Genomic DNA, 22,680 nt, shown 5'->3' on the forward strand with positions numbered 1-22,680 from the left:
ATCCTGGAAGGACACCGGTCCTCTATGCGCACCATGATGCGGCGCCTGGCCATCACCGCCGCGCTCGTCCTGAGCCTGGGCACGGTCGCCGCCTGCGGCGACGACGAACCCGCGGGCGGCTCCTCCGGCGGCGGCACGGCCGGCGGGGCGTTCCCGGTCACGATCACCCACAAGCTCGGCACCGCCACGATCGAGTCCGAGCCGAAGCGGATCGTCGCGCTCGGCGAGGTCGACCAGGACACCCTGCTCGCCCTCGGCATCACCCCCGTCGGCATGGCGGAGCTGACCGGCGTCCAGCCCGACGGCCTCGCCCCGTGGACCGCGCCCAAGCTGACCGGTGAGAAGCCGAAGCTGCTCAAGGCCGGCGAGGCCGGGTTCAACCTGGAGGAGATCGCCGCGCTGCGGCCCGACCTCATCCTCGCGGGCGGCGACTTCTACATCGACAAGGAGTACGACAAGCTCTCCAAGCTGGCGCCGACCGTCGCCTACGAGACGGGCCCGGCCGAGGACTCCTGGCAGAAGATCGCGATCCAGACCGCCAAGGCCGTCGGCAAGGAGGCCGAGGGGCGCAAGATCGTCGCCGAGGTCGACGGGGCGATCTCCGGAGTGCAGACCAAGTACCCGCAGCTGAAGGGCACGGGCTTCGCGTTCACCAGCGTCTTCCCCAACGGCAACATCGGCGTGATGAAGTCCAAGGACGACACCAGCGTGAAGCTGCTGGAGCAGTTCGGCCTGAAACTGCCCGAGCAGCTCGCGAAGCTGCCCGGTGACGGGTTCGCGGCCGAGCTGAGCATGGAGAAGATCTCCGTCCTGGACGTGGACGTCCTGATGAGCTACTACAACGACGACCCGGCCACGCAGAAGAAGATCGAGGGCAACAAGCTGTTCGAGGGCCTCGACGTCGTCAAGCGCGGCTCCTACGTGCCGCTCGACCTGAAGTCGTTCTGGCCGCTGCGCACCCCCACCCCGCTCGCCGTCCCGTACGTCATCGACAACGTCGTCCCGAAGATCGCCGAAGCCGCCGCCAAGGCGAAGTCGGCCTGATGCCGGAGGAGCGCATGCAGCCCCGCGTCCACGACGTGGTCGGGATCGGCTTCGGCCCGTCCAACCTCGCGCTCGCCGTCGCCCTCGACGAAGAGCACGAGGAGAACGGCACCGGCGTGGACGCGGTGTTCTTCGAGAAGCAGCCGGAGTTCGGCTGGCACCGGGGCATGCTGATCGACGGCGCCACCATGCAGGTCCACTTCCTCAAGGACCTGGTGTCGCTGCGCAACCCCGCCAGCAGGTACTCGTTCCTCGCCTACCTGCACGCACGGGGCCGGCTGGTCGACTTCGTCAACCACAAGACGATGTTCCCGACGCGGGTGGAGTTCCACGACTACCTCGAATGGACGGCCGCCGCGTTCGCCGACCGCGTCCGCTACGGGACGGAGGTCGTCGCGCTCCGCCCGCACGACGACGAGACCCTCGAAGTCGTCGTGCGCCAAGACGACCGGTTGGAGACGCACCTCGCCCGCAACGTCGTCATCGGCGTCGGGCTCGAACCCGTCCTGCCCGAAGGCGTGCAGGCGGGCGAGCGCATCTGGCACACCGAGGACCTCCTCACCCGGCTGGACGAGCGCGAGGAGTGGAACCCGCGCCGGGTCGTCGTGGTCGGTGCCGGGCAGAGCGCCGCCGAGGCGGTCGAGTACCTGCACCGCACGCTCCCGGACGCCGAGGTCTGCGCGGTCTTCGCCCGGTACGGGTACTCGCCGGCCGACGACAGCTCGTTCGCCAACCGCATCTTCGACCCGCAGGCCGTCGACCACTACTATGCGGCCCCCGACGACGTGAAGCGGATGCTGTTCGAGTACTCGCGCAACACCAACTACTCCGTGGTGGACCTCGACCTCATCGACGAGCTGTACCGGCGCGCCTACGCCGAGAAGGTCGCGGGCGCCGAACGGCTGCGCATCCTCAACGTCTCCCGCCTGCTGGACGTCCGCGACGGCGCCGGGGGAGTGCGCGTCAAGGTGGGCTTCCTGCCCACCGGCGAGGTCGCCGACCTGGACGCCGACGCCGTCGTCTACGCCACCGGGTACCGCGAGCGCGACCCGTTCGGCCTGCTCGGCGAGGCGGGCGGCGACTGCCTCGCCGGACCGGACGGGCGGCCCGTCGTCGAGCGCGACTACCGCATCGCCACCGTCCCCGGCCGGTCGTGGGGCGTCTACCTGCAGGGCGCGACCGAGCACAGCCACGGCATCGCGTCGTCGCTGCTGTCCATGACCGCCGTCCGCACCGGGGAGATCGTCCGGTCCATCGCCCGGCGCTCCGCACGCATCGCCCAGGAGGCCTGATGACCAACCCGTTCGACGACGCGGACGCGCAGTTCCGGGTCCTTGTCAACGCCGAGGGGCAGCACTCGCTGTGGCCTGCGTTCGCCGACGTCCCCGCCGGATGGACGACCGTGTTCGGGCCCGAGTCGCGGTCCGACTGCATCGGCTACATCACGTCCAACTGGAAGGACATCCGCCCGCGGAGCCTCGCCGGATGACCCGGGGCGGGCGGCGTCCCCCGCGCCGCCCGCCCCTCCGGCTCGTCAGCTCTTCGGCAGCGACGGCCGTTCCGCGAAGAACCTGCCGATCATCTCGCTGGCGTAGGGCGGCCATTCGTGCCCGCCGCGCTGCTCGGTGCACAGCGCGACCACGAGCCGGCCGGGCCCGGTGCCGACGCAGCCCTCCGGGCCGCCCGGGACCGGCCACGACAGCGGGCCCAGACCGTCCACCCAGCGCCAGAACTCCATGACGACCTGGACGGCGATGAACGGGAAATGGACGTCGGCGTCCATGTCCCCGCCGCCCGTGTAAGGGACGGACGGGTCCCAGGTCCCGTGGAAGGCCAGCACCGACATCGGCTTCGACGGCGTGCAGCCGATGGCGAGCGCGCCCGACACCACGGCGATCCCGGCGAGCCGGTCCGCGCGCTGGCACGCGTACCGGTAGGCCATGCCGCCGCCGTTGGAGAAACCGGTCATGAACACCCGGCGGCGGTCGGCGATGCCCTGTTTCACCAGCGTGTCGATCAGCGTGTCGAGGAAGGCCATGTCGTCGATGCCGGCCCAGCGGGCGAACGAGCAGCAGGCCCCGGCGTTCCACGTGCCGAGGAAGCCCTCCGGGTAGGCGAGGACGTAGCCCTGCTCATCGGCGACCTTGTCGAGCCCGCTCTGCCTGCGGACGTACTCGGGATCGTTCAGGCCGCCGTGCATGACCACGATCAGCGGCAGCGGTCTCCCGGCCTTGGCGCCGGGTGGGACGTGCAGGAGGTAGGGGCGGTCCCAGTCGCCCATCGCGATGGTGTGCTTCGTCGTTCCTGGGGCGTCCTCGGACGCCCCGGCGGGCAGGGGGTGGGCGACGAGCGCGGCGAGCAGGGCCACGATCGTCGCCGCCCGCGCGGCGATCTTCATAGCGCCGATCTAACGCCCGCCGCGCTCCCGCGGCTACGCATCCGCGAGCGGAAAAGATCAGCGTCTTTTGGCGCCCGGGTGCGTAGTAAGTGAACGTTCTACGACCCCGATCCGGAACCCGCCTCCGCCGCCTCGGTGACCTCGGCGTCCACCTCGCCCTTGCCGGCGTGCGCGTCCACCTCGGCCTGCCTGCGCTCCGCGTTGGCGAGGTCACGGTGCCCCGTGGTCAGGATCGCGATGCCGAGGACGATCACGCCCGCGCCGATGGCGAACGGGACGTGGATGTTCGTGTGCTCGACGAGTCGTCCCGCCGCGTAGGGGGCGAGGCCGCCGCCGATGAACCGGACGAACCCGTACGCGGCCGACGCCACCGGGCGCTCCACCGGCGAGACCATCATGACGGCCTGCGTGGTCACCGTGTTGTTCACGCCGATGAAGACCCCGGCGACGATCACCGCGACGACCAGCACCGTCTGCGAGTTCACGAAGATCGCGATCACCGCCGCGGCACGGTGAAGAAGCCCCAGTTTTGACGCGCTCCCCGCCCTGAAGTGAAGGGCGGGGATTCGGCCTGCGCCGCGCCGCTGTGGGCGGGGCACTTCCGTGGCTTCCTGCTTCAACGAGCCAGCCCCCGAAGGCCGGGGGTCTTACCTGCCCTCCATCAGGCGTTTAAGGTCTCCGCCTCCCCCGAACGCCCGGGGGTTTCCGTCCAGCGGCGACCAGCAGGCATCACCTGGTGGTGATGCGGCGTCCTTCGTTCAGGATGTTGCGTGCTGCGTTGACGTCCCGGTCGTGGGCGGTCCCGCACTCGCTGCAGGACCATGCGCGGACGTGCAGGGGTTTAGGGCCGTCGAGGTGCCTGCAGTGCGAGCACAGTTGCGAGGACGGGAAGGCTCGGTCCACGCGCGCGAACGTGCGGCCGTACCGGGCCGCCTTGTACTCCAGCATCGCGGTGAAGGCCGACCATCCGGCGTCGTGCACCGATTTGGCCAGCCGGGTGCGCGCCAGTCCCTTCACGCACAGGTCCTCGACATAGACCGCTTGGTACTCGCGGACCAGTGCCGTGGACAGCCGGTGGTGGAACTCGCGGCGCGCGTCGGCGACCCGCGCATGCGCACGGGCGACCTTGGTGCGGGCCTTGTCGCGATTGCTCGAGCCCTTCTGCTTACGGCACAGGGCCTGCTGCGCCTTACGCAGCTTCTTCTCGGCGCGGCGCAGGAAACGCGGCGAAGCGATCTTGCGGCCGTCCGATAGCACGGCGAAGTGCTCCAGCCCCAGATCGATCCCTGTTTCGGTGCCGGGCTCTGGGAGCGGTTCGTCGCCGGTCTCGACGACGAAGGAGGCGAAGAACCTCCCGGCGGCGTCCTTGACCACGGTCACCGTCGAGGGGATTGCCGGCAGCCGCCGCGACCAGCGCACCTTCACCTCGCCGACCTTGGGCAGCGCGAGCTTGCCGCCCGGCGTGATCGACCAGCGGGCGTTGGCGGTGAACCGGACCGACTGCCGGTTGTCCTTGCGGGACTTGAACCGCGGCGCCCCCACCTTCGGGCGTCTGCCGGCCAAGCCTTCAAAGAACGCCCGGTAGGCCGTCTCCAGATCCCGCAGCGACTGCTGCAGCACCACCGACGACACCTCACCCAGCCAGCAGCGCTCCGGCGTCTTCTTCGCCGCCGTCATCGCCGCCGACAACGCGGCCGCCGTCGGGAACGGCAGCCCGGCCTCGTGAGCGTCCCGGCGCGCTGCCAGGGCGTCGTTGTACACCACGCGCGCGCACCCGAACGCCCGCGCCAGCGCCTGCCGCTGACCGGCGGTGGGGTAGAGCCGGAAGGAATACCGAAGCTGCACATGACCACCCTATTACCGTCCGGAGGTGAATGTGCGCACAACGTGAAGGCCGCTTGGGACGCGGCGAGCCCCCGGCCGGGGGGAGGGCCCGGCCGGGGGCTCGTGATCCGAGATGGTCTGATCAGTCCTTGCCGAGCGCGGCCAGCTCCTTCTCGATCGCCCGCTGGTGCGCCTCGGCGTCCTCGCGGGCCCGCTTCGGGCTCCAGCGCCCCGTCATGATGAAGATGAACGGCAGGAAGACGATCTGGCCGCCCAGGCAGACGTACCACCACGTCCGCCACTGGCCGGGACCCTCCTCCGACGCCTTCTGCACCTCGGCGCCGTGCTCCTTCAGCACCGCCAGCTGCGGCTGCGCCTTCTGCACGGTCGCCAGGCCGGGCAGGCCGACCTCCTTCGCGGCGCGCGCCTGCAGCTCCTGCGGGGCCTGGCCCGGCGGGTACTTGCCCAGCTCGGCGAAGATCTGCGGGTGCTGGTTCACGATGGCGAGCGCGGGGGCCGCCTCCTTGGACGCGACCTGCACCTCGTGCCCGTGCTCGACGAGCGGGGTCACCGACGTCACCACCAGCGGGACGAAGGCCGCCGAACCCGCCACGACCAGGCGCAGGATCCAGCCCCACACCGCGAGGCCGGTCGCCGTGGCCGCCGGGTTGTGCTTCTCGACGGTCTCGGTGAAGCCCGCCATCCACGGCGCGTAGGCGAGGCCGCCGAACACGCCGATGGCGATGAACAGCCAGGCGAACGTGTAGTAACCGGTGTCGGGGTGGACGGCCAGTTGCGCGAAGTACGCCGTGGCCGCGACCGAGCCGATGCCGCCGACGAGCATCAGCGGCTTGCGGACGCCGAGCCGGTCCGACAGCAGCCCCGCCACCACCAGCGCGATGGCGTTCGCCGCCCAGTACCAGTTGGCGAGCCCGTTGGTGCGCTGCTCGCTGTACCCGAACGTGGCGGAGAAGTAGATGACGAAGTTGCCTACGGCCGCGTAGTACAGCAGCAGGTAGACGCTGATCGCGAAGGCGGACCCGACGACGTCCAGCCGCATCCTCTGCCGCCAGTGGCCGGACGCCTGCGCGGCGGGGTCGATGCCCTTCGCCCGCGCCTCGATCAGCGCGCGGTCGCGCATGCTGACCATGATCTGGTCGCGCAGCGCCGGGGACAGCTCGCGCAGCCCGAACAGCGCGATGACGAACACCACCAGCGCGGTGTAGCCGGAGTAGCGCAGCTCGTCCTGCCAGCCGGAGGTGTCGAGCGTCGCGCTGGTCACGGTGGTGACGACGAGGCTGCCGAGGACGGGGCCCATCGTCCAGAAGCCCATCGCGGTGGCGCGGCCGAGCTGCGGCGAGAAGTCGCGGATCAGCGCCGGGGTCGCGACGAGGACGATGCCCTCGATGAAGCTGAGCGCCGCGAACAGCACCAGGAAGACGTGCTTGCCCGGCGAGTGCGGCAGCGCCAGCACCAGCAGGCCGGCGATCAGCAGGCCGTACACGACGAGGTTCGCGCGGCCCCACCGGTCGGCGAGCCCGGCGAGCAGCGACGCGAACGCGCCGATCACGTTGCCGATCACCGACAGCAGGATGAAGTACGCGAACGACATCGAGTAGTGCGTCATGATCGACGTCGCGACGGCGTACTGGATGTAGAGCAGGTAGTACAGGACGATCGTGGTGACGACGACGATCGCGAGATATCCGTAGCGGCGCCCCGTCTCGGGATAGTGCGGGAGGTCGCGGCGCCACAGCCGGGCGGCGAGGCCCGGTGCGGGGCCGCCCGCGGCGGCGCCGGCGTCGGTGGACGACGAGGAAACAGACATTCTAGGGACTCCTCCGGGCGCTGTTCTCCCCCGAGAACCGGTCCTGGCGAGAGCGGTGAAGTGCGCCTTCACCGTCCGCCGTGCGGTCACGGTAATCCCGCTCCACCATGAATGGCAATAACTTCCGCCATTGAAACCGACCAGTCGGTATGGTCTCCTCTACGTGTGGATACCTGCCCGGGGACGGGTGCGGTCCAGGACTTCGCCATGCGCGCCCGGCGCCGCGTCCCCACGGCATCCTGCGCCATACCGACCGGACGGTACAAGGCTTTGGACGGCTGAGGAGATACGGTGCGGGCATTCGAGGAGAACGACGTCCCCGGGCTGGCGCTCGACCGGTTCGGCGAATTCTTCGAGCGGGTCCGCCCGGGTATGTCCGCCGGGCCGCTGCGCGCGCGGCTCGTGGACGGCGGGCGCTCCAACCTCACCTACGAGGTGACCGGCGGGCGCGGCTCCTGGATCGTCCGGCGGCCGCCGCTCGGGCACGTGCTCGCGACCGCCCACGACATGGCGCGCGAGTACCGGGTGATGACCGCGCTGGCCGGCACCGCCGTCCCCGTCCCGGAGACCTACGCCCTCTGCGAGGACCCGGACGTGATCGGCGCGCCCTTCTACGTCATGGAGATGGTCGAGGGCACCCCGTACCGGAGCGCGGCCGAGCTGGCCGCCCTCGGCCCGGACCGCGTGGCGCGGATCGCCGACCGGATGATCGAAACGCTCGTCGCACTGCACGGCGTCGACCCGGCGGAGGTCGGCCTGACCGATTTCGGCCGCCCCGAGGGGTTCCTCGCCCGCCAGGTGCGGCGCTGGAAGAAGCAGCTCGACGCGTCCCGCAGCCGCGACCTGCCGGCCGCCGGCGAGCTGCACGCGCTCCTGGAGGCGAACCTGCCGGCCGGGTCGGCGCCCGCGATCGTGCACGGCGACTACCGGCTCGACAACCTCCTCGTCGACTCCGGCGACCGCATCGCGGCCGTCCTCGACTGGGAGATGGCGACGCTCGGCGACCCGCTGACGGACCTGGCGCTGCTCCTGGTCTACATGGGACGCGGCGCCCCGGTGCCCGGCGCCCGCGACGCCGCGAGCGCGCCCGGCTTCCCCGCGCCGGACGAGGTGGTGGCCCGCTACGCCGAGCGCAGCGGCCGGGACCTGTCGTCGATCGGCTTCTACGTGGCGCTGGCCTGCTTCAAGCTGGCCGTGATCTCCGAGGGCATCCACTACCGCTACCTCCACGGCCAGACCGTGGGGGAGGGGTTCGACACCGTCGGCGCGGCCGTCGAGCCGCTGCTGCGCTCGGGCCTGGCCGCCCTGGGCCGCTGAGGCGCTGGTCCTCGGAAACCGCCGCAACGCATCGCGCCTGGTAGACCACCATACCGCCTGCGTGTGTGACACATCACGGGCTGTATGCGCTGTGCATGATGGAGCCGGTTCGCGGCGGTGCCGGCGGGCGAGGAGGGGAGCCCGCGCGTCCCGCGTCCGCGCCGGCGACCTGCCGGCGGGCTGGACGGTTCCGCGGTGCCGGGGCGGACGCCGCGGAACCGTCCCGTCCGCCGGCCTCCGTCCCACCGTTGCATACCAACCGGTCGGTATGTTGTCATCGAGGCGTGCGCCCGGCGGGCGGGCGCCCGGACGGAGGTCCCCCATGCGGACGTTCAGCGGCGTGGACGAGTACGAGAAGGCGGTCGGCACCCATCTCGGCCACAGCGAGTGGCACACGATCACGCAGGAGCAGGTGGACCTGTTCGCGGACGCGACCGGCGACCACCAGTGGATCCACATCGACCCGGAACGCGCCGCCGAGGGGCCGTTCGGCGCGACGATCGCGCACGGCTACCTGACGCTCTCGCTGATCCCGATGCTCGCCGCGGAGATCTACCGCGTCGAGGGCCTGCGGATGGGCGTGAACTACGGCGCGAACAAGGTCCGCTTCCCGGCGCCGGTGCCGGTCGGCTCCCGGGTCCGCGCGGGCGCCGAGCTGCTGTCGCTGGACCGCGGCCCCGCGGGCGCCCGCGCAACGGTCCGCGTGACGATCGAGCGCGAGGGCGGCGAAAAGCCGGTCTGCGTCGCCGAGATCCTCTCCGTCCTCGTCGGCTGATTGACGGCGCCGACCCGCTGAAATTATCGTGAACCGACCGGTCGGTATGTGCGGTATTCCGCCGACCGGCCCTTCCCTCGCGCGTCTTCGGAGAATTGCCATGATCCCCAGCACGATGCAGGACTTCCCGCTGTCGGTCGCCGCGATCCTGCGGCACGGGGCGCGCGTCTACGGCGGCAGCGAGTGCGTGACCTGGACCGGCGGCGGCCCGCCCCGCCGCGCGACGTTCGCGGAGATCGCCCGCAACGCCGAGCGGCTGGCGTCCGCGCTGGCCAGACTGGGCGTCCGCCGCGGCGACCGGGTGGCGACCTTCTGCTGGAACAACCAGGAGCACCTGGAGGCGTACTTCGCCGTGCCGGCGATGGGCGCGGTGCTGCACACGCTGAACATCCGGCTGTTCCCCGAGCAGCTCTCGCACATCATCAACCACGCCGACGACCAGGTCGTCATCGTGGACGACAACCTCGTCCCGCTGCTGGCGCGCGTCGTGAACGAACTCCCCGCCGTCGAGGCGTTCATCGTGGTGGGCGACGGCGACGCCTCGCCCCTTGAGGCCAACGGCGCCCCCGTCCTCCGCTACCACGACCTGCTCGCCGCCGAAGAGCCCGGCTACGCGTGGCCCGACATGGACGAACGCTCCGCCGCGTCCATGTGCTACACCAGCGGCACCACGGGCGACCCCAAGGGCGTCGTGTACTCGCACCGCTCCACGTTCCTGCACGCGATGGCCGTGCAGTCGGCCTCCATGGTCGGCATCACCGAGGCCGACCGCGTCCTGACGATCGTCCCGATGTTCCACGTCAACGCCTGGGGCCTGCCCTACGGCGCCTTCCTCTCAGGCGCGACACTGCACATGCCGGGCCCGTTCATGCAGCCGGAGCACCTGACGAAGTTCATCGCCCAGGAAAAGAGCACACTCGCCTCCGCCGTCCCCACCATCTGGAACGGGATCCTGGCCTACGGCGAACAGCACGAGATCGACCTGTCGTCGCTGCGCTCCGGCACCTCCGGCGGCGCCGCCGCGCCCCGCGTCCTGCTGGAGCGCTTCGAGGAGCGCTACGGCCTGCGCATCATCCAGGGCTGGGGCATGACGGAGACCAGCCCCCTCGGCGGCATGGCGTTCCCGCCGCCCGGCGTGGAGCCCGGCACCAGCGAGGACATGGACTGGCGCCTCAAGTCCGGCCGCGTCGCCGCCGGCGTCGAGATGCGCATCGTGGACGACTCCGGCGCCGAACTCCCCTGGGACGGCGAGGCCGTCGGCGAGATCGAGGTCCGCGGCCCCTGGATCACCGGCTCCTACCACCGCGACCCGGCACCGCAGAAGTTCGACGACGGCTGGCTCCGCACCGGCGACATCGGCACCATCGACGACCGCGGCTTCTTCCAGATCACCGACCGCGCGAAGGACGTCATCAAGTCGGGCGGCGAATGGATCTCCTCCGTCGAACTGGAGAACCACCTGATGGCCCACCCCGCCGTGGCCGAGGCCGCCGTCATCGGCATCCCCGACCCCCGCTGGGACGAACGCCCCCTGGCCTGCGTCGTCCTCCGCCCCGACACTACGGCGACCTCCGACGAACTCGCCGCCTTCCTCGCCGGCAAGGTCGCCCGCTGGCAGGTCCCCGAGTACTGGACGTTCATGGACGAGATCCCCAAGACCACGGTCGGCAAGTTCGACAAGAAGCCCCTCCGCGCCCACCACAAAGACGCGACCCTGAAGATCGAACACATCGAGCGCTAAAAATGGCGGTCTCCTCGGTGGCCCGGCGCCTGGCGGCGGCGGGCCACCGAGGGAACCGCGTAGATCACTGCTCCCGCAGGGGGACGCGATCGCTCGGCCGTTCGGGGGCGAGCCGGGTCAGGCCTCCTTGAGGCCGTTGAGGAACAGGTCGACGTAGTGGTCGCTGATGGCTTCGGTTTTCAGGGTGCCGCCGGGGCGGTACCAGACGCCGATCTGGTGGACGGTGCCGAAGAAGAAGTGGACGGCGATGTCGGCGGGGGTGGCGGTGCGGAAGGTGCCTTCGCGCTGGCCCTCCTCGACGAGGGCGCGGAAGCGCTCGTGGTAGCGGCGGCGTTCGGCGCGGACGGCCTCGCGGCGGTCGCGGGGGAGCAGGTGCGTGGAGCGGAAGAAGACCGTGAAGTCGTCGAGGTAGAGGAACGAGGTGTTGAGGACGTCGACGGCGGCGGCGCGGAGGCGGTCCTCGGCGGTGCCGGGGCCGCCGGCGATCTGCTCCAGGCGTGACATCTGCAGGCCGAGGAGCCGGTGGTAGATCTCGTAGAGGAGATCGTCCTTGGAGCCGAAGTAGTGGTACATGGCTCCCTTGGTGACGCCGGCGGCGTTCACGATCTCTTGGACGGAGGTGTTCTCGAAGCCCTTCTCGGCGAACATGCGGGTCGCCACGGCAAGCAGCCGGTCGGGCAGCGGCAGATTGCCGGGCAGCCGACCTGCGGGCGCCTGCGTCATCACTCCTCCTCGTGCCGGGAATGCCCCCGGGGTCGCGCCGCCCCGGCACGGCCGCCCGCAGTCCGCCGATCAGCCTACCGGCCGCCGGATGGTTCGGCGCACTAGGTAATCGGGCCTGCGGATCGGCTGTTGACCGGAGCCGCCCGATGATTCTATCTTCATGGAATCCGACCAGTCGGTATGTGTATTTCGGCCCCGGCGGATTTCACGCCGATTCATCGGCGAGGTGAGGCGTTGTGTCCGGCCCCTCCGCAAACCTGGAACTACGAGAGGTGACCGTCCGATTCGCCGGGCTGGTCGCACTGGACGGCGTGTCGCTCTCCGCGCCGAAAGGCCGGGTCACCGGCGTGATCGGCCCGAACGGCGCCGGCAAGACCACCCTGTTCAACGTGGTGTGCGGGTTCGTCCGGCCGGAGTCGGGCGAGGTGCGCTGGCGCGGGAAGGTGCTTGGCCGGCATCGGCCGCATGATCTGACCCGGCTCGGCATCGCCCGGACGTTGCAGGGGCTCGGGCTCTTCCCCGGGCTGACCGTCCTGGAGAACGTGATGGTCGGGGCCGACCGGCGGGCCAGGGCCGGGTTCTGGTCCGGGCTGCTCGCGCTGCCGCGCGCCGACCGGGACGAGGCCGCGCTGCGGGAGCGGGCGATGGCGCGGCTGGCGGAGCTGGGCGTCGAGGGGGAGGCGGGGCGGCTGCCCGGCCAGCTGCCCTACGGCGTGCAGAAGCGGGTCGCGCTGGCGCGGGCGCTGGTCGCCGAGCCCGAGCTGCTGCTGCTGGACGAGCCGGCCGCCGGGTTGTCGGCCGCGGAGATGGACGAGCTCGCCGAGCTGATCCGCGGCCTGCGCGGCGGGCCGGCGGTCGTCCTCGTCGAGCACCACATGGACCTCGTGATGAACGTCTGCGACCAGGTCGTCGTGCTGGACTTCGGCAAGGTCATCGCCGGCGGCGCGCCCGCGGACGTCCGCGACGATCCGGCCGTCCTCGACGCCTACCTGGGCGAGGAGGTCGCCGGTGCTTGAGGTGAAGGACCTCACGGTCCATTACGGGGCGGTCCGCGCGATCGGCGGCGTGGACCTGTCGGTGGACGAGGGCTCCCTGACCGCGGTGCTGGGCGCGAACGGCGCGGGGAAGACCACGCTGCTGCGCGCGATCTCCGGGCTGCTGCGGCCCCGGGCGGGACGCGTCGAGCTGGACGGCAAGGACCTCACCAGGCTGGCGGTCGAGGACATCGTCCGGCGCGGCGTCGCGCACGTCCCGCAGAGCGGCGGCGTCATCGTCGAGCTGACCGTCGAGGACAACCTGCGGCTCGGCGGCCTGTGGCGGCGCGACCGGGGCGCGCTCGCGCGGCGGGTCGGCGAGATGTACGAGCTGTTCCCGCCGCTCGCGGAACGCCGCGCGAAGACCGCCGCCACCCTGTCCGGCGGGGAGCGGCAGATGCTCGCGCTGGCGCGGGCGCTCACCGGCGCGCCCCGGCTGCTGCTGGTGGACGAGCCGTCCCTCGGCCTGGCGCCGCGCGTGGTCGCCCAGCTCATGGCCGTGCTGCGGCGGCTGTGCGACGAGGACGGCCGCACCGTGCTGCTCGTCGAGCAGAACGCCCGCAGCGCCCTGTCGGTCGCCGACCGCGCGGTCGTGCTCGACCTCGGCGCGGTCGTGGCGGCGGAGGCCGCCGCGACCATCGCCGCCGACGACCGCCTCCGCCACGCCTACCTGGGGTTCTGATGGTGCGCTTCATCAATCTCACGCTCGCCGGCATCACCTCCGGCGTGGTGTTCGCGGCGGTCGCGCTCGCGCTGGTGCTGATCTGGCGGGCCACCCGCATCGTGAACTTCGCGCAGGGCGGGATGCTGATGTTCACGACGTTCCTCGCCTGGAGCGTCATCGACGCCGGCGGCTCCTACTGGCTCGCGCTCGGCGTCGCGCTGGCGTCCGGGCTGGTGCTCGGCGCCGTCATCGAGCGGGTGGTGGTCCGGCCGGTGGAGAACAAGCCGCCGCTGAACGCCGTGATCGTCACGCTCGGCCTGTACGTGCTGCTGCAGGCGGCCGCGGGCATGATCTGGGGCGACACGCCGCACTCCTACCCGCCCGCGTTCACGATCAAGGGCCTGTCGGTGGCCGGGACGCGGCTGCTGCTGTCCCCGTTCGACCTGTTCGTCATCGGCGCGGTCGCGGCCGTCATGGTGCTGCTGACGCTGCTGTTCGTCCGCACCGACCTCGGGCTGCGGCTGCGGGCGTCCGCGTTCGCCCCGGAGATCGCCCGGCTGCAGGGCGTCCGCGTCGGCCGGATGCTGACGCTTGGGTGGGCGCTCGCCGCGCTCGTCGGGTCGCTCGCCGGGGTGCTGATCGCGCCGTCGGTGTTCGTCGGGCCCGCCCAGTTCGACGTGATGCTCGTGTTCGGGTTCACCGCGGCGGTGATCGGCGGGCTGGACAGCCCGGCGGGCGCCGTCATCGGCGGGCTGCTGCTCGGCTGCGCGCTCAGCTACGTGTCCGGCTACGTCAGCTCGGACCTGGTCACGTTCGGGGCGCTCGCCGCGCTCATCACCATCCTGATGATCAGACCCAACGGCCTGTTCGCGGCGACCACGGGACGGAGGGTGTAGAGGGTGGACACCGTTCTGAACGTCCTGCGCCGCTCCACGCTGACGCGGCACACCGCCGGGGCCCTGGTCGCGATCGTCGCGCTGTACTTCCTGACGACGGCGGTCGGCCCCTACCGGGACCTGCAGATCGCGCAGGTCGCCTACCTCACCTGCGCCGTCGCCGGCCTGACCGTGCTGACCGGCCTCGGCGGGCAGATCTCGCTCGGGCACGGCGCGTTCATGGCCGTCGGCGCCTACACGGCCGCGCTCGTCATCGGGCACTGGGGCTGGCCGCTCGCCGCCGTCCTCGCCGCGGCGGCCGGCGTCACCGCGCTCGCGGGCGTGCTGGTCGGCGCGGTCGCCGCCCGGCTGCACGGCCCCTACCTCGCCGGCGCCACCCTCGCGTTCGCCGTCGGGCTGCCCGGCCTCGCCAACTACGAGCCGCTCACCGACCTGCTCGGCGGGCAGAACGGGCTGACGCTCGTCCCGCCGATCCCGCCCGAGTCGCTCGGCGCGACGTTCCCGCTGGAGCGCTGGCAGGCGTGGATCTCCTGCCTCGGCGCCGTCATCACGCTGTTCCTGCTCGCCAACCTGACCCGCGGCCGGTTCGGCCGGACGCTGCGGGCCAGCCGCGACGACGAGATCGCCGCCGCGCTCAGCGGGGTCCGCGTCGCCCGGCTGCGGATCGCCGCGACCGTCGTGTCGGCGGCCTGCGCCGGACTCGGCGGCGGGCTGCTCGCCGTGGTCGCCACGCTCGCCGCGCCGGGCGCGTTCCCGCTCACCCCGTCCCTCCAGCTGATCGCCGCGATCATCATCGGCGGCCTCGGCAGCCTGGCCGGCGCCGTGTGGGGTTCGCTGATCCTGGTCTACGTGCCGACGTGGGCGTCCGACCTGTCGTCCTCGTCCGGCCTGTCGCACAACATCGCCTCCAACCTGCCCCTCGCCATCTACGGCCTCGTCCTCATCGTGGTGACGCTGGCCTTCCCGCGCGGCCTCCAGGGCGGGCTGCGCGGCATCGGCGGCGCCGTCCGGCGCCGCGCGCGCACGAGGCGCGACCGGGCTCCCGGGCCGCGCGGTTCCGCATCGACAGCCACATCGGGGCCCACTACCACGCACCCAGGAGGAGCAGATGAAGCGATTGCGGACCAGGGCGCTCGCCCTGATGACCGCGGCGACGCTGGCGGCCGCGGCGAGCGGCTGCGGAGGTGACGGCGGGGACGGCGGCGACTCGGGCGCGCCCGGCGTCACCGCCACCACCGTCACCATCGGCAGCCACCAGCCGCTGACCGGCCCGGCGGCGCCCGGCTACAGCGCCAACTCCGCCGCGTCCAAGGCGTTCTTCGACTACGTCAACGCCAACGGCGGCATCCACGGCCGCAAGATCATCTACAAGTACGTGGACGACGCCTACAACCCGACGCAGACCGTCAGCGTCGTGCAGAAGCTCGTCCTCCAGGACAAGGTCTTCGCGATCTTCAACGGGCTGGGCACGCCCACGCACTCCAAGGTCGTCGACTACCTGAACGCCCAGCGCGTCCCCGACCTGTTCGTCGCGTCCGGCTGCGGCTGCTGGGACCAGCCCGAGAAGCACCCGCAGACGTTCGGCTGGCAGGTCGACTACATCCGCGAGGGCAAGATCCTCGGCGACTACATCGAGAAGAACTTCGCCGGCAAGAAGGTCGCCTACTTCTACCAGAACGACGACTTCGGGCAGGACGGGGTGAAGGGCCTCGACAAGTACGTTCCGAAGGGCGACGTCGTGTCGCGGCAGTCCTACCAGCCGGGCAGCACCGACATCGGCGCGCAGGCCCAGGCGATCGCCCAGTCCAAGGCCGACGTCGTCGTGCTGTTCAGCATCCCCACCTACACCGCGCTGTTCCGGCTCGCCGCGCTCAAGCTGAACTACAAGCCGACGTTCGTCGTCAGCAACGTCGGGTCCGACCCGATCACGCTCACCGGGCTGCTGGAGAGCTTCGCCAAGAAGGGCGGCAACGAGGTCAAGGGCAACCCGCTCATCCAGGGCATGATCACCGACGGGTACCTGGCGGCGCCCGGCGACGCGTCCAACAGCTGGACGCAGCTGTTCAAGAAGGTCCACGACCAGTACATCCCGGACCTGCCGTTCAACGGCAACATCGTCTACGGGATGTCGGTCGCCTACACCTTCGTCCAGGCGCTGCAGGCGGCCGGGAAGGACCCGACCCGCAAGGGCCTCGTCGAGGCGCTGGAGAAGTCGCACTTCACCGGGCCGGGCGTCGTCCCGTTCGCGTACAGCGCGGACTCGCACGCCGGGTACACCGGGGCGGTGATCGGCAAGATCCAGGGCGAGAACGTCGTGCCCGAGGGGCAGCCGATGACGACCGACGACGGTGACGGCCCGATCCAGCCCTACACCACCCCGCAACCGCAGGCGCCCGCCAACGGCATCCCCTCGGCCGGCTGACGGGGACCGCGCCGCCGTCTCGCGTGACCGCCCCCGTGGCGCGGGACGGCGGCCCCTCCCGCTGCTCAGGCCCGCTGCTCAGGCCCGCCGCTCAGGCCCGGACGACCTCCGGGCCGGCGGCGGCGAGGTCCGCGGCGAGGTCGGTGTCCAGCCCGGTGTCGGTGATCAGCACGTCGATGTCGGACAGCCCGCCGAACCGCACCAGGTGGTCGTGCCCGATCTTGGTGCGGTCGGTGAGCAGCACCCGCCGCCGGGACGAGGCGATCATGGCCCGCTTCACCGCCGCCTCCGCCTGGTCGGACGTGGTCAGCCCGCGCTCGACCGAGCAGCCGTTGGTGGCCATGAACGCCACGTCCACCCACAGGTCGGCGAGCGGGCGCAGCACCCAGTCGTCCACCGTGGCGAGCGTCCGGCCGCGCACCCGGCCGCCCAGGATGATCACGGTCAGGTTGGCGCGGGTGGCGAGCACCGACGCGTGCGGCGGCGAGTTCACGATCACGGTCAGCTCGCGGTCGGTGGGCAGCAGCTGGACGAACCGGGCCATCGTGGTGCCCGCGTCCACGATGATCGACCCGTCGGCGGGCAGCTCCTCCAGCGCGGCCTTGGCGATGCGCTGCTTCTCCTCGGTCATCACCGCGTCCCGCGCGGCCAGCTCCGGCTCGAACCCGAGCCGCTCGACCGGCATCGCGCCGCCGTGCACCCGCCGGACCGTCCCGGCCCGCTCCAGGACGGTCAGGTCCCGGCGGATCGTCTCGGTCGTGACCGAGAACTCCTCGGCCAGCGCGACCACGTCCACCCGGCCCTTCGAGCGCGCCAGCGCAAGGATCGCCTGCTGTCGTTCCTCGGCGTACATGACCGTCCCACCCGTCCCGCGTCAGCTCAGTCCGCGTTCATTGTGGCGGTTCCGGGCGGTCTCCCGCGCCTCCGCCGGATCATCGGCGGCGAGGACGCGCTCGGCCAGCTCCGCGCACTCGGCGAACGTGCACCGCAGCAGGGCGGCGCGGACCGCCGGCAGCGCGCGCGGCGACATCGACAGCCGGGTCACGCCGAGCCCGGCCAGGACGGGCGCCAGCAGCGGGTCGGCGGCGGCCTCGCCGCACACCCCGACCGACTTGCCCGCCGCGCCGCCCGCCTCCGCGCAGCGCGCGACCAGGTCGAGCACGGCCGGCTGCCACGGGTCGAGCAGCTCGGGCAGGCCGCTGTGCTGCCGACCCACCACAAGGGTGTTCTTGGCGAGGTCGTTCGTGTCGCTACTGTGGGTCCGGTCCCACCCACAGTGGGCAATGTAATGATACGGTAACGGACTGTGAAACTGGTGGTGCAGGTGAAGCTGCTGCCGACGCCCGAGCAGGCGGCGGCGCTGGCCGACACCCTCCACCGGGTCAACGCAGCCGCCAACCAGGTTTCCGCCGTGGCTTTCGAGCAGTTCGGGCTCCGGGGCCGCGAAACACCGCTGCGCCGATTGTGCTACGGCGACCTCAAGGCTGGTGGGCTGGGAGCGCAGGCCACCCAGCACGTGATCAAGCGGGTTGTGGATGCCTACAGCACTTTGCGCGGCAACATCCGGGCCGGTCGTCTTGGTGGCCCGGCATCTCGGCGCCGACGTAAGGCTGAGTCCAAAGCCGTCGTCTTCCGTCCCGACGCCGCGCATGCCTTTGACGATCGCAATCTTTCGTGGCAGCTGGACGCGGGCACGGTCAGCATCTGGACCACGGCCGGGCGGTGCAAGAACCTGCGGTTCGTCTGCTCGCCCGAGCAGGCCAAGACACTGGCCGCCCACCGGAAGGGCGAATCCGACCTGGCCTACCGGGACGGGAAATGGTTCCTGATCGCCACCTGCGACATCCCCGAACCCCTGGTGCGTGAGCCCGCCGACTGGGTCGGCGTGGACCGCGGCATCGTCAACCTGGCCACCACCAGCGACGGCGACAACCACCAGGGCCGCCGCCTGGACCGGTACCGGCGGTGGCAGGCACACAAAAGGGCGGAGATACAGGCCGAGCGGACCCGGTCGGCGGCCAGGCTGCTGAAGAAGCGGGCCCGCCGTGAGGCGCGGCACGCCCGGCACGTCAACCACAAGATTTCCAAGCAGGTCGTCGCCGTCGCGGCACGCACCGGACGCGGCATCGCACTCGAAGAGTTGAGTGGGATCCGCGGACGGGTCACGGTTCCTCGCGACCAGCGGGCACGCCTGTCGTCCTGGCCGTTCCACCAGCTGGGCGAGTTCATCGCCTACAAGGCCCGCCGCCAAGGGGTGCCGTTCATCGAGGTGGATCCGGCCTACACCTCGCAGCGCTGCCCGCGCTGCGGCCACACCGAGCGGGCCAACCGGCCCGCCCGGGACCATTTCTGCTGTCGCCGGTGCGGTCTCGCTGGACCCGCCGACGTCGTCGCCGGGGTCAACGTGCGCGACCGCGCACGCTCGGCGTGGGTATTCGTCAACATGCCCCAACCCGCCCCCGCCTAGCAGCGGGCGGGTGGATGCGACCCGTGACCGCCCCTCCGTAACGGGCAGTCGGGAGCGCGAACAACGCCCATGAGGACCCAGCAGACAAGCCGGGTCCTTAGGGTTGAGTAGTTGACGCATGGTCGGGCTCCTCGGCGTCCAGGTCGCGGGAGAGCAGGTCGGCCAGCTCGTCCAGGACCTCGGCGGCGCCGTCCCCGTCGGCGGACAGCGTCACCTCCGTCCCCTGCGCGGCGCCGAGCGACAGCACCCCGAGGATGCTGTTCGCCGGGACGGGGGCGCGGTCCCCGACCCGGATGGACACCGGGACGGGCTGCTGCGCGGCGATGTGCACGAAGATCTTCGCGGGCCGGGCGTGCAGGCCCTGCGCCGAGCCGATGATGACGCTGCGTTCGGGCACGGCTGCCTCCTTCGGGGTGGGACGGGGTCAGGGTTCGATCGTGACCTTGATGGCCGCGCCCCGGGTGACGAGGTCCAGGGCGTCGTGCAGGGCGTCCAGCGGCAGCCGGTGGGTGATGAGGTCCTCGACCGGGACCTGCCCCGAGCCGATCAGCTCCAGCGCTCGCGCGTTGTGCGCCGGGCTCGACCCGTTCGCGCCGACCAGCGACAGCTCCCGGTGGTGGACGCGGTTGGCGTCGACGGAGATCACCGGGTCGTCCTTCGGCAGCCCGCCGAACAGGCTGACCCGGCCGCCCGGCGCCATCAGCCGCTGCGCCTGCTCCTGCGCGGCGCCCGACGCGGCGGCGGTGATCGCGACGTCGGCGCCCCGGCCGCCGGTGCGGGCGAGGACCTCCTCGACCACGTCGGTGACGCTGCCGTCGATCGCGGCGTCCGGCTTGACGATCGCCGCGGCCTGCGCGAGCCGCTCGGCGTTGACCTCGACGAGGAACACGCGGGCGGCGCCGCGGGCCCGCGCCACCCGCACGTGCAGGCAGCCGACCGGGCCGGAGCCGAACACCACGACGTCGTCGCCCTCGCCGACGCGCGCCAGCTCCTGGCCGTTCAGGACGCAGGCGAGCGGCTCGGCGACCGACGCCTCGGCGAACGACACGCCGTCCGGGATGCGGTTCACGCCGTCCACGGCGAGGACCTTCGCCGGGACGATCATGTACTCGGCGAACGCGCCGTCGTAGTGGTACCCCATCGACTCCTGCGCGGTGCAGACCGTCATGCGGCCGCGGCTGCACTCCGAGCACGTCCCGTCGGGGATCGCGGCGATGACCTGGACGCGGTCGCCCGCCGTCCATCCCTCGACGCCGTCGCCGGCCGCGGCGACCTCGCCGGCGATCTCGTGCCCCATCACCCGCGGCGGGACGATGTGGTGGTGCCCGAAACGGGAGATCTTGACGTCGGTCCCGCAGGTCGAGCAGTTCCGGACGCGGATCTTCAGCTCGCCGGGGCCGGGCTCCGGCTCCGGCGCGTCCTCCAGGCGGATGTCGCCGGGTGCATAGAAACGGGCGACCTTCATACGGTGTGTCCCTGTTCTGTTGGTTCCTGGGTTTCTGTCTGCGGGGCGAGCAGCGCGAGGACCTGCGCGGGCTCGGTGGCCTCGCGCAGCGCGCGGGCCCGGTCCGGGTCCATCAGGATCTCGGCGAGCTCGGCGAGGATCGCCATGTGCCCGCCGCCGCGCGCGGCGATCGCGATGCACACGGCGACCTCGTTGCCGTTCCAGTCCGCCCCCTCGGGGAACCGGACGACGGCGAGGGCGTCCCGGTGGATGAGGTCGCGGCCCTCGTTCGTGCCGTGCGGGATCGCCACGCCCTCGCCGAGGTAAGTGGAGATCGAGCGCTCCCGCTCCAGCATCGCGTCGATGTAGCCGGGCTCGACGGCGCCGACGTCCACCAGGACCTGCCCGCACAGCCGGACGGCGTGGTCGCGGCCGGTCGCGCGCGCGTCCAGCCGGATCGCCTCCGGCGCGAGCAGGCCGGCGGCCCGGTCAGGCACCGACCTCACCGCCGTCCTTGATCGCCTTGACCAGCCGGTCGACGGCGGGGTCGCCGATGTACACCTCGAAGGTGATCACCGGGATGTCCCCGGCGCCGCGCCGGGCGCGCTCGGCGAGCCCGGTGTGGGTGACGACCACGTCGGCGTCGCCGGGGATCGAGTCGACGGGCGTGTGCTCGACCGTCACGTCGTTCTTCTTCAGCGCCTTGCGCAGCTGGCCGGCGAGCATGACGCTGCTGCCCATCCCGGCGTCGCACGCGATGACGATTTTGCGGATGTCCTTGCCGTTCATCGTGCCTCCCTAGGAAGCGGTCGTGGTTCAGGAGGCGGGCGTCTCCTGCGGGGTGCCGCCGGCCGCCTTCTTCGCGGCCGCCTTGTTCTCGGCCGACTTCTCCGCGGCCTCCTTCAGCTCGTCCTCGGCCGTGGACTCCTCGTCCTTGGGCTCGGCGAGCTTGCCGAAGCCGAGCAGCGCCGCGCCGACCCCGAAGGACACCGCCGCGGAGGCGAACACGCCGACGTAGACGCCGATCCAGTTGCCGACGCCGCGCGGCGTCTGCGCGAGGTAGGCGAAGATGCTGCCGGGGGACGGGGTGGCCACCAGGCCGACGCCGGTCGCGACGAAGATCGCCACACCGGTCATGCCGCCGGCGATCGCGGCGAGGATCATCCGCGGCTTCATCAGGATGTAGGGGAAGTAGATCTCGTGGATGCCGCCGAAGAAGTGGATGATCGTGGCCGCCGGGACGCTCGGGCGCAGCCGCCGCGGCCCGAAGAACCAGTAGGCGAGCAGGACGCCGAGGCCGGGCCCGGGGTTGGACTCCAGCATGAACAGCACCGACTTGCCGTGCTCGGCGGCCTGCTGCACGCCGAGCGGCCCGAGCACGCCGTGGTTGACGGCGTTGTCCAGCCCTGTTCTTACGAGGGACCCCAGGATTGATCTCCGGGAAGAATTGCGTCCTTCGCCTGCGGACCGTCGATTCGATTCAGTAACCTCTCGATGTCCGTCCGTGAGCTTGGAAGGCACGAACCGGCTTGCCGGGGATACGGTTCAGATGGCGTTGAACGGTCGGATGTCGCTGGGCTCGCACCAGCGTGGGGCTGAGTCAACGGTCCCGCACCGCACATGTGTGGTGGATGCGACTCCGTCGCGGCGGCCAGCCGTGAGCGGAGAGCGTAAATCGGTGGAGACGATCGAGTTAGCAAGCTCGTTCGTTCACGGCCGAGAAGCTGACGAAGAGTACCTTCGCGCCGCCGGCATGACCGATTACCAGCGGGCCAGAATTTGATCACCGGGCCGACCGGCTCGCCCAACTCCTGTCGGGCGAGCCGGTCGGAGTTGACAGCACGGTCGATTAAACCCCCAGGTGACGTTCCGCATCACCATCCCGACTATCTTGCCGCCGACGCGCTGGACGTTCGCCCGGAGCCCGCTCCCGGTGGGCTCCGGTGTGTACGTGTTGGCCATCTCTGGCCTCCTGTCGATCGGGGGTGGGTACTGCGAGTCGTCAGGTGAGGAGGGGCCGGGTGAGGTCCGGCCGGGGGTGGATGCGGACGATGTCGCGCCGGACGTCGGCCGCGCCGGGCATCCGGCTGGCCGGCATCCGCA

General features: G+C 71.4%; 23 protein-coding genes and 1 pseudogene. 12 read left to right on the plus strand and 12 right to left on the minus strand.

All coding sequences use genetic code 11. The features are described 5' to 3' along the window. The first annotated feature begins 24 nt into the window (after nucleotides 1-24). The 3 genes from HUX53_RS22755 to HUX53_RS22765 are packed head-to-tail and all read left to right on the plus strand — an operon-like array spanning nucleotide 25 to nucleotide 2,533. Entirely contained in the window at nucleotides 25-1,044 is a 1,020-nt protein-coding gene (locus tag HUX53_RS22755) for an iron-siderophore ABC transporter substrate-binding protein (RefSeq protein ID WP_217919775.1), read from the plus strand. Next, nucleotides 1,044-2,336, plus strand: a complete 1,293-nt coding sequence (locus HUX53_RS22760; protein ID WP_176405249.1) for a lysine N(6)-hydroxylase/L-ornithine N(5)-oxygenase family protein — start codon at nucleotides 1,044-1,046, stop codon at nucleotides 2,334-2,336. The genes HUX53_RS22755 and HUX53_RS22760 overlap by 1 nt, the downstream gene beginning before the upstream one ends. Next, entirely contained in the window at nucleotides 2,336-2,533 is a 198-nt protein-coding gene (locus HUX53_RS22765; protein ID WP_303623176.1) for an MbtH family protein, read from the plus strand. The genes HUX53_RS22760 and HUX53_RS22765 overlap by 1 nt, the downstream gene beginning before the upstream one ends. A gap of 45 nt (nucleotides 2,534-2,578) precedes the next feature. Here the strand turns inward: HUX53_RS22765 and HUX53_RS22770 are convergent, their stop codons facing one another. The 4 genes from HUX53_RS22770 to HUX53_RS22785 form a co-directional block, all read right to left on the minus strand. Beyond that, on the minus strand, nucleotides 2,579-3,442 hold the full coding sequence (locus HUX53_RS22770) for a PHB depolymerase family esterase (RefSeq protein ID WP_176405250.1): 864 nt from the start codon (nucleotides 3,440-3,442) through the stop codon (nucleotides 2,579-2,581). A 98-nt stretch (nucleotides 3,443-3,540) separates the two neighbouring features. After that, complete coding sequence (locus tag HUX53_RS22775) at nucleotides 3,541-4,041, minus strand: MFS transporter (protein ID WP_309237377.1); 501 nt, start codon at nucleotides 4,039-4,041, stop codon at nucleotides 3,541-3,543. 130 nt (nucleotides 4,042-4,171) lie between these two features. Further along, nucleotides 4,172-5,287 carry an RNA-guided endonuclease TnpB family protein gene (locus HUX53_RS22780; RefSeq protein WP_176405252.1) on the minus strand — a complete coding sequence of 372 codons (1,116 nt, stop codon included), beginning with the start codon at nucleotides 5,285-5,287 and terminating at the stop codon, nucleotides 4,172-4,174. A 121-nt stretch (nucleotides 5,288-5,408) separates the two neighbouring features. Next, nucleotides 5,409-7,094 carry an MFS transporter gene (locus HUX53_RS22785; RefSeq protein WP_176405253.1) on the minus strand — a complete coding sequence of 562 codons (1,686 nt, stop codon included), beginning with the start codon at nucleotides 7,092-7,094 and terminating at the stop codon, nucleotides 5,409-5,411. A gap of 324 nt (nucleotides 7,095-7,418) precedes the next feature. On the opposite strand from HUX53_RS22785, the gene HUX53_RS22790 reads away from it, so the two are divergent. The 3 genes from HUX53_RS22790 (at nucleotide 7,419) to HUX53_RS22800 (ending at nucleotide 10,927) form a co-directional block, all read left to right on the plus strand. Continuing rightward, the gene (locus HUX53_RS22790) at nucleotides 7,419-8,411 is read left to right on the plus strand and encodes a phosphotransferase family protein (protein WP_255205532.1); all 993 of its coding nucleotides are present in this window, start codon (nucleotides 7,419-7,421) and stop codon (nucleotides 8,409-8,411) included. A 322-nt stretch (nucleotides 8,412-8,733) separates the two neighbouring features. Next, nucleotides 8,734-9,186: a MaoC family dehydratase gene (locus tag HUX53_RS22795; protein WP_176405254.1), complete on the plus strand. Its 453-nt coding sequence runs from the start codon at nucleotides 8,734-8,736 to the stop codon at nucleotides 9,184-9,186. A gap of 100 nt (nucleotides 9,187-9,286) precedes the next feature. Beyond that, complete coding sequence (locus tag HUX53_RS22800; protein WP_217919776.1) at nucleotides 9,287-10,927, plus strand: long-chain fatty acid--CoA ligase; 1,641 nt, start codon at nucleotides 9,287-9,289, stop codon at nucleotides 10,925-10,927. Between the two features lie 117 nt (nucleotides 10,928-11,044). Here HUX53_RS22800 and HUX53_RS22805 read toward each other — a convergent pair whose 3' ends face one another. Then, nucleotides 11,045-11,650, minus strand: a complete 606-nt coding sequence (locus tag HUX53_RS22805; RefSeq protein WP_176405255.1) for a TetR/AcrR family transcriptional regulator — start codon at nucleotides 11,648-11,650, stop codon at nucleotides 11,045-11,047. Nucleotides 11,651-11,922: 272 nt separating this feature from the next. On the opposite strand from HUX53_RS22805, the gene HUX53_RS22810 reads away from it, so the two are divergent. Genes HUX53_RS22810 through HUX53_RS22830 form a run of 5 tightly spaced genes read left to right on the plus strand, consistent with a single transcriptional unit; the run spans nucleotide 11,923 to nucleotide 16,666 of the window. Then, a complete protein-coding gene (locus tag HUX53_RS22810) occupies nucleotides 11,923-12,666 on the plus strand; it encodes an ABC transporter ATP-binding protein (protein WP_309237378.1) in 744 nt (247 codons plus the stop codon). Further along, nucleotides 12,659-13,366, plus strand: coding sequence for an ABC transporter ATP-binding protein (locus tag HUX53_RS22815; protein ID WP_176405257.1), 708 nt, complete (start codon nucleotides 12,659-12,661; stop codon nucleotides 13,364-13,366). Before HUX53_RS22810 ends, HUX53_RS22815 begins: the two co-directional genes overlap by 8 nt. Then, nucleotides 13,366-14,244 carry a branched-chain amino acid ABC transporter permease gene (locus tag HUX53_RS22820; protein ID WP_176405258.1) on the plus strand — a complete coding sequence of 293 codons (879 nt, stop codon included), beginning with the start codon at nucleotides 13,366-13,368 and terminating at the stop codon, nucleotides 14,242-14,244. Before HUX53_RS22815 ends, HUX53_RS22820 begins: the two co-directional genes overlap by 1 nt. Before the next feature lie 3 nt (nucleotides 14,245-14,247). Beyond that, the gene (locus tag HUX53_RS22825; RefSeq protein ID WP_176405259.1) at nucleotides 14,248-15,432 is read left to right on the plus strand and encodes a branched-chain amino acid ABC transporter permease; all 1,185 of its coding nucleotides are present in this window, start codon (nucleotides 14,248-14,250) and stop codon (nucleotides 15,430-15,432) included. Beyond that, complete coding sequence (locus HUX53_RS22830) at nucleotides 15,353-16,666, plus strand: ABC transporter substrate-binding protein (protein WP_176405260.1); 1,314 nt, start codon at nucleotides 15,353-15,355, stop codon at nucleotides 16,664-16,666. The genes HUX53_RS22825 and HUX53_RS22830 overlap by 80 nt, the downstream gene beginning before the upstream one ends. Nucleotides 16,667-16,757: 91 nt before the next feature. Here HUX53_RS22830 and HUX53_RS22835 read toward each other — a convergent pair whose 3' ends face one another. After that, on the minus strand, nucleotides 16,758-17,519 hold the full coding sequence (locus HUX53_RS22835) for a DeoR/GlpR family DNA-binding transcription regulator (protein WP_176405261.1): 762 nt from the start codon (nucleotides 17,517-17,519) through the stop codon (nucleotides 16,758-16,760). Nucleotides 17,520-17,540: 21 nt separating this feature from the next. Continuing rightward, a pseudogene (locus HUX53_RS22840) lies at nucleotides 17,541-17,912 on the minus strand (putative PEP-binding protein); the annotation flags it as partial. A gap of 60 nt (nucleotides 17,913-17,972) precedes the next feature. On the opposite strand from HUX53_RS22840, the gene HUX53_RS22845 reads away from it, so the two are divergent. Further along, nucleotides 17,973-19,133, plus strand: coding sequence for a transposase (locus HUX53_RS22845; RefSeq protein WP_309237379.1), 1,161 nt, complete (start codon nucleotides 17,973-17,975; stop codon nucleotides 19,131-19,133). 97 nt (nucleotides 19,134-19,230) lie between these two features. On the opposite strand, the gene HUX53_RS22850 is transcribed toward HUX53_RS22845, so the two are convergent. From HUX53_RS22850 to HUX53_RS22870, 5 genes are read right to left on the minus strand one after another with little or no spacing between them, the layout of a single operon-like run. Further along, a complete protein-coding gene (locus HUX53_RS22850) occupies nucleotides 19,231-19,530 on the minus strand; it encodes an HPr family phosphocarrier protein (RefSeq protein WP_176405262.1) in 300 nt (99 codons plus the stop codon). Nucleotides 19,531-19,557: 27 nt separating this feature from the next. Continuing rightward, nucleotides 19,558-20,598, minus strand: a complete 1,041-nt coding sequence (locus HUX53_RS22855; protein ID WP_176405263.1) for a zinc-dependent dehydrogenase — start codon at nucleotides 20,596-20,598, stop codon at nucleotides 19,558-19,560. Then, entirely contained in the window at nucleotides 20,595-21,074 is a 480-nt protein-coding gene (locus HUX53_RS22860) for a PTS sugar transporter subunit IIA (RefSeq protein WP_309237380.1), read from the minus strand. Before HUX53_RS22860 ends, HUX53_RS22855 begins: the two co-directional genes overlap by 4 nt. Then, on the minus strand, nucleotides 21,067-21,366 hold the full coding sequence (locus HUX53_RS22865) for a PTS lactose transporter subunit IIB (protein WP_176405264.1): 300 nt from the start codon (nucleotides 21,364-21,366) through the stop codon (nucleotides 21,067-21,069). Before HUX53_RS22865 ends, HUX53_RS22860 begins: the two co-directional genes overlap by 8 nt. Nucleotides 21,367-21,393: 27 nt before the next feature. After that, entirely contained in the window at nucleotides 21,394-21,957 is a 564-nt protein-coding gene (locus tag HUX53_RS22870; protein ID WP_309237381.1) for a PTS transporter subunit EIIC, read from the minus strand. Between the last annotated feature and the right edge of the window lie 723 nt (nucleotides 21,958-22,680).

This window comes from Actinomadura sp. BRA 177, from assembly GCF_013372625.1.
Lineage (GTDB): Bacteria > Actinomycetota > Actinomycetes > Streptosporangiales > Streptosporangiaceae > Spirillospora.

What these genes read in the sequence shown, in the direction of transcription:
- HUX53_RS22805 (WP_176405255.1), bottom strand. Translation starts at nt 11,650, where the DNA reads ATGACGCAGGCGCCCGCAGGTCGGCTGCCCGGCAATCTGCCGCTGCCC.
- HUX53_RS22835 (WP_176405261.1), bottom strand. Translation starts at nt 17,519, where the DNA reads ATGTACGCCGAGGAACGACAGCAGGCGATCCTTGCGCTGGCGCGCTCG.
- HUX53_RS22800 (WP_217919776.1), top strand. Translation starts at nt 9,287, where the DNA reads ATGATCCCCAGCACGATGCAGGACTTCCCGCTGTCGGTCGCCGCGATC.
- HUX53_RS22760 (WP_176405249.1), top strand. Translation starts at nt 1,044, where the DNA reads ATGCCGGAGGAGCGCATGCAGCCCCGCGTCCACGACGTGGTCGGGATC.
- HUX53_RS22765 (WP_303623176.1), top strand. Translation starts at nt 2,336, where the DNA reads ATGACCAACCCGTTCGACGACGCGGACGCGCAGTTCCGGGTCCTTGTC.
- HUX53_RS22755 (WP_217919775.1), top strand. Translation starts at nt 25, where the DNA reads ATGCGCACCATGATGCGGCGCCTGGCCATCACCGCCGCGCTCGTCCTG.
- HUX53_RS22820 (WP_176405258.1), top strand. Translation starts at nt 13,366, where the DNA reads ATGGTGCGCTTCATCAATCTCACGCTCGCCGGCATCACCTCCGGCGTG.
- HUX53_RS22770 (WP_176405250.1), bottom strand. Translation starts at nt 3,442, where the DNA reads ATGAAGATCGCCGCGCGGGCGGCGACGATCGTGGCCCTGCTCGCCGCG.
- HUX53_RS22865 (WP_176405264.1), bottom strand. Translation starts at nt 21,366, where the DNA reads ATGAACGGCAAGGACATCCGCAAAATCGTCATCGCGTGCGACGCCGGG.
- HUX53_RS22795 (WP_176405254.1), top strand. Translation starts at nt 8,734, where the DNA reads ATGCGGACGTTCAGCGGCGTGGACGAGTACGAGAAGGCGGTCGGCACC.
- HUX53_RS22830 (WP_176405260.1), top strand. Translation starts at nt 15,353, where the DNA reads ATGAAGCGATTGCGGACCAGGGCGCTCGCCCTGATGACCGCGGCGACG.
- HUX53_RS22855 (WP_176405263.1), bottom strand. Translation starts at nt 20,598, where the DNA reads ATGAAGGTCGCCCGTTTCTATGCACCCGGCGACATCCGCCTGGAGGAC.
- HUX53_RS22785 (WP_176405253.1), bottom strand. Translation starts at nt 7,094, where the DNA reads ATGTCTGTTTCCTCGTCGTCCACCGACGCCGGCGCCGCCGCGGGCGGC.